A 4,754-nucleotide genomic window follows, 5' to 3' on the forward strand; every position below is an offset into this window, starting at 1 on the left:
GGTCATCGTGAGGTCTCCGATCAGGTTGGCTTTCGCAACCCGACCATCGCCGAAGATCGCGCGATGACCACCGCGTCGCCGCCTGCCTGCCAGCGCGATGGTCCGCGCAGGCAGGCGGCGACGCTACTCGCGCGCAGGTAAGGTTCCAAGGTCTTCATCGCCTTGGTGCGCGCGAGAATGATGCGATACTCAATGCTGTCAGGCGTGTCCTGATCGAGCATCGGAAGATGCTCCGGGCCTTTCGGCAAGTCGCGTCCGCGATTGGTGTCGTTTTCGCTCATGAGTTGAGTTTCGCACGCAGAATGCACCAAAGCAAGCGCGGTCAATTGGCGGTCAAAGCCTTCCCGCGCCCCGCCCTAACCACTTGAGCCAAGGGGCATCTGGCGGTGCCTGTTAATCAATTGGTCGCAGGTTCGATCCCTGCCGCCGGAGCCAAGAAGTCAAAAACCTAGTGAAAGGCGGAAAGGCGACGACGGGCTTGAGTAGGCTACGCGTCAGGTAGCAGCCGCTCGTGCCGGTCGGGCACGATTCGGCGCGGCGGCCGCCGATTTCGCCCGCCGCCGGGCGTTGCGCGCAGGGACTGGCTCGGCCAGCATCGCGTCGAGAAAATGCACGCGGTCCGCCCGCATTGTGGTGTGGCCTTTTATCCCGTCTTGTAGCCAATCGAGCCATCATATCCGGGATTGACCGATAGGAGCCGGGATCGCGTGATTGGACGTGGGGCGCGCGATTCCGGCCTCCCGTGGCCGGTCCGCCCCGAGGTCGTCGGGGTTCGCCTCGGGGTTGCATCACAACTTCGCCAATACTTGCGCCTGCCGCCTTTCGGGCGGAACGGGCGCAGCGAATCGCGCAGTTGGCCAGGGCCGCATACTCCACTGCCGGGACCGTGACCGTCTCAGAGCCTGCTGAGGGGGGCTCATACTGGCGGGCTCATGAAGCGACTCGCGGGCCTTTTTTGACCTCCAACACTTTTATCGTGTGTATTCAGATGGATACCCTACTATCACGCGTGTTAGCCCGTGTTGCGCCGGGTGGCCTGAGGGTCTGAGCGCCTTCCGGGACGCCAACCATCGCGGCCCTCGTAGCTCAACGCCGGCCGATCAGCTCGGGCCTCGTCCCCCTCACCCGACAACCAATTATCAGAGCATCCGGACGTGGGAGCCGCGCGCATCGTGGACGAAGTACGGCACCGCCGCCGCTGCGGAGCCCGCTTCGATCAGCGCCTCGGCCTCGGCGAGGACGACGGTCGTGATGAAGGGCAGCGGCAGCGCGCGGGCGGCGGCGAGGTCGACCCAGTGCAGGTGGCGCAGTTCGTGGTCGATCCGCTCGAAGGCGTCGGGGTCGCAGGCGAGTTCGCTCGCCTCGGCGACGAAGAACCGCGCGTCGAAGCGTCGCGGACGGCCGGGCGGCGTCACAGCGCGGAAGAAGAAGCGCAATGGCTCGGGCCGCGGCGCGAGGCCGGCGGCGAGGAAGCCGGCCCAGTTCTCCGGCGCCGTGGCGGCTCGCGCGGCCGCGGCGGGGTCCGGGCGGCCGAGCAGCAGGCCGGTCTCCTCCCAGAGTTCGCGGATCGCCGCATAGGGCAGGGCGCACGCCACCGCCGGGTCCGCTTCCCGCGTCAGCCTCTCGGCGTCCGCGGGCAGCGGCACGTCCGGCCCGGCGGAAAGCGCGAGGTCGCCGGGCTCGACGGCGCCGCCGGGAAAGACGAAGAGATCCGGCATGAAGGCGGCCTTCGCGCCGCGCTGTCCCATGAGCACGCGCGGGGCTCCGGCGTCGCGGCGGACGAGGACGATGGTGGCTGCGTCGCGAATCGCGTCGCGCCGTCCCGCCCGGATCTTCGCCGCCTCCGGCGCACGCTCGGGCTCAGGCACGCCGGGGCGCGTCCCCGCCGAAGCCGTGCATCCGCTTGGCCCATTGCAGCCCGACGAACAGGCCCTTGAGCCGCGGCAGCATCCAGAGCGAGAGCGCGACGAAGACGGCCGAGAAGCCGAAGGCCATCGACAATGGCCCCGGCCGCCAAGCCATGAAGACCGCGAGCATCAGCGGCGCGAGGATGTGCCCGGTGACGAGGATGGTCGCCCAGGCCGGGCCGTCGTCGGCGCGGTGGTGGTGCAGCTCGACCCCGCAGGCGGGGCAGGCGTCGCGCACCGTCAGGAATCCGTCCATCATGGCGCCGTCGCCGCAGGCGGGGCAGCGCAGCCTCGCCCCGCGGATCAGGGCGGCGCGAAGGTCGCGATCGTCGTCGGCCATGGCCGGGGGCTCCTCTTGGTTCGCGCGCAATGTAGTCCTTCCCGCCGCGGATTCCCATAGCGACGGAATCGGCCGCGACCCGCGTGGAATGGTCAGAGGCGTCGAGGCGACGCCCGATGCAGAAGACCCAAGGAGACGACAATGACCGGACCTCGTATCGCGCTCGCGGCGCTCGTCGCGACGATCGCCGCCGCCAGCGCCGCCGCGGCGCATTCCCCGCACGGATCGCACGGCGCCCGCGGGCCCTGGGGCGGGCCGGGCGGCCCCGGCGCGATCGACTTCGCCGCCATCGATGCGAACGGCGACGGCTCGCTCAGCCGCGAGGAGCTTCAGGCGCGCGCGGTGGAGCGGCTGGCCGTCTTCGACCTCAACGGCGACGGCGTCCTCGACCGCGAAGAGCTGATCGCGGCCTTCCCCGGGCGCGGCGGCATGTTCGCGGTGTTCTCGGTCGATCCGGCCGAAGCGGCGGCGGACCGCATCCTCGCGATGACCGGCGCCACCGCGGCGGGGCAGGTCTCGGTCGCGGCGCTGGCGGAGGAGCAGGTCAACATGATCTTCGTCCGTCTCGACAGCTCGCGCGACGACGCGATCTCGGAGGAGGAGGCCGCGCCGCAGCAGCGCGACGACCGCCGCGGCGGACCGCGGATGGAGCCGCCGCGTCCCTGACGCGGGCCCGAACCCTCGCCGCTTGCGCCTTGACGCCGCCGCCCCCAGGATCGCTTCCAGCCGAACGGACGAGAATGACCGCCGCGCCGGAACCCCTGACGGACGACGAGCTGATCCGGCGCTATGCGCTCGGCGACGCCGTCGCGGCGCGCACGCTCGTGGAGCGGCACGCGCCGCGGCTGCTCGCGGTCGCGCGGCGGATGCTCGGCGACGCGGCGGAGGCCGAGGACGTGGCGCAGGAGACGATGCTGCGGCTCTGGCGCGGCGCGAGCGCCTGGCGGCCGGGCGAGGCGGGGGTCGGGACGTGGCTCTACCGGGTCGCGAGCAACCTCTGCCTCGACCGGCTGCGCCGGCGGCGGCCGACCGGAGAACTGTCCGACGACGCGCCGGACGACCGCCCGACGGCGGTCGCCACGCTGGCGCGGGCGGACCGGGCGGCGGCGCTCGACGCGGCGCTCGCCCTGCTGCCGGAGCGGCAGCGGCTGGCGATCGTGCTGCGTCACTTCGAGGAACGGGGCAACCCGGAGATCGCGGCGGCGCTCGGCGTGAGCGTCGAGGCGGTCGAGAGCCTGCTCGCCCGGGGCCGGCGCGCGCTCGCCGCGCGCCTGGCGCCGCGGCGTGGAGAACTGGAGCTTGACGATGGCGACACATGATCACGACCCGCGGTCCTCGCTCCGGCAGGAGGAGGGCGCGCTCGCCGACTTCTTCGACGCGGCGCGGGAACATGCGCCAGCCGTGCCGCCCCGGCTGATGGCGGCGATCATCGCCGACGCGGAGGCGGCGCGCCGCCCGCCCGCCCGCCCGCCCGCCCGGCCTGCGCCCCGCGCGGCGTCGCGTGGCGTCGCGCGGCCGGGCGTCGGCCGTATGGCGACGCTGGCGCTGGCCGGATGCTTCGGCGTCGGCCTGTTCGCCGGGGCGCTGGGCGCCGGGGCGGGGCTGGTCGAGCCGGTGCTCTGGCCGGGCGAGACCGTGGCCGCGACGACGGACGCCACGGTCGATGCGGCCGACGGGGTGGACGGCTTCTATGACCTCGCGATGGCGGAGGGATGAGCATGACCGAAGCGACGCCCACGCCCCCCGTGCCCGACCCCCGGCCGCGACGCCCCTGGACGCGGGTCCTCCTCGTCGCCTCGCTCGGCCTCAACCTCGCCTTCGTCGGGCTGATGGCCGGGCTGGCGCTGAAGGGCCCGCCCGGGCCGCACGGGCCGGGGGGCGACCCGGGTCTGCGCTTCTACGGCGACGCGCTGCCGGAGCCGTACCGCGGCGAGCTCGGCCGCTCGCTTCGGGCGAGCCGCGGCGAATGGGTGGGCCAGCGCCAGCGGCTGCGCGGACTGCGCGCGGATCTCGCCGCGGCGCTGACCGCCGAGCCCTACGATCCGGCGGCGGTCTCGGCCGTGCTCGACGACGGGACCGGGATCATGGCCGCGCTCGGCCGGCGCGGCACGGGGCTGCTGCTCGAGCAGATCGGCCGCATGGACGCGGAGGCGCGGGCGGAATACGCGCGCCGCCTGATGGAACCGCCGCGCCCCGGCCCGGGCGGCAAGGGCCCCGGCGGCCCACGCCATTGAGGCAGGTCGGACGCTGCGCAATCCGGCCGGAAGGACCGGACCCGTCGCGACGGGTCGGGGCGAAACGGTCCGGATGGACGTCCCGATCGCCTCAGAGCCTGTGAATCTTTCCGTCGGCAAGGGCCGAACGGTGATGTTTGGGGGAGTCATACCAACGGCATCATCCGCTGACCTGCGCCCACTGGCGTGAGGTGATTGATGCGACGCGCTCGGGGGTTGCGAGAAGCGCGTTCCAGGCTTCGCAGCAGACGTCGACGATGGCGTCGTAGCTGT

General features: G+C 72.5%; 7 protein-coding genes. 4 read left to right on the top strand and 3 right to left on the bottom strand.

Annotation, left to right across the window (positions count from 1 at the left end):
* Nucleotides 1–20 precede the first annotated feature (20 nt).
* The 3 genes from KBA23_RS15880 to KBA23_RS15890 all read right to left on the bottom strand — a co-directional run bounded on the left by KBA23_RS15880 (nt 21) and on the right by KBA23_RS15890 (nt 2,247).
* Nucleotides 21–281: a hypothetical protein gene (locus tag KBA23_RS15880; protein WP_290742971.1), complete on the bottom strand. Its 261-nt coding sequence runs from the start codon at nt 279–281 to the stop codon at nt 21–23.
* Nucleotides 282–1,139: 858 nt separating this feature from the next.
* On the bottom strand, nt 1,140–1,868 hold the full coding sequence (locus KBA23_RS15885; RefSeq protein ID WP_290742974.1) for an NUDIX hydrolase: 729 nt from the start codon (nt 1,866–1,868) through the stop codon (nt 1,140–1,142).
* Nucleotides 1,861–2,247 carry a DUF983 domain-containing protein gene (locus KBA23_RS15890; protein ID WP_290742978.1) on the bottom strand — a complete coding sequence of 129 codons (387 nt, stop codon included), beginning with the start codon at nt 2,245–2,247 and terminating at the stop codon, nt 1,861–1,863. The genes KBA23_RS15885 and KBA23_RS15890 overlap by 8 nt, the downstream gene beginning before the upstream one ends.
* Nucleotides 2,248–2,388: 141 nt before the next feature.
* On the opposite strand from KBA23_RS15890, the gene KBA23_RS15895 reads away from it, so the two are divergent.
* From KBA23_RS15895 to KBA23_RS15910, 4 genes are all read left to right on the top strand, one after another.
* On the top strand, nt 2,389–2,913 hold the full coding sequence (locus KBA23_RS15895; protein WP_290742980.1) for an EF-hand domain-containing protein: 525 nt from the start codon (nt 2,389–2,391) through the stop codon (nt 2,911–2,913).
* A gap of 74 nt (nt 2,914–2,987) precedes the next feature.
* Complete coding sequence (locus KBA23_RS15900; RefSeq protein WP_290742983.1) at nt 2,988–3,566, top strand: RNA polymerase sigma factor; 579 nt, start codon at nt 2,988–2,990, stop codon at nt 3,564–3,566.
* Entirely contained in the window at nt 3,553–3,963 is a 411-nt protein-coding gene (locus tag KBA23_RS15905) for a hypothetical protein (protein WP_290742986.1), read from the top strand. The genes KBA23_RS15900 and KBA23_RS15905 overlap by 14 nt, the downstream gene beginning before the upstream one ends.
* Before the next feature lie 2 nt (nt 3,964–3,965).
* Nucleotides 3,966–4,481: a periplasmic heavy metal sensor gene (locus KBA23_RS15910; protein ID WP_290742989.1), complete on the top strand. Its 516-nt coding sequence runs from the start codon at nt 3,966–3,968 to the stop codon at nt 4,479–4,481.
* Nucleotides 4,482–4,754: the final 273 nt, after the last annotated feature.

Origin of the sequence: Amaricoccus sp., assembly GCF_017995835.1 — a bacterium.
Lineage (GTDB): Bacteria > Pseudomonadota > Alphaproteobacteria > Rhodobacterales > Rhodobacteraceae > Amaricoccus.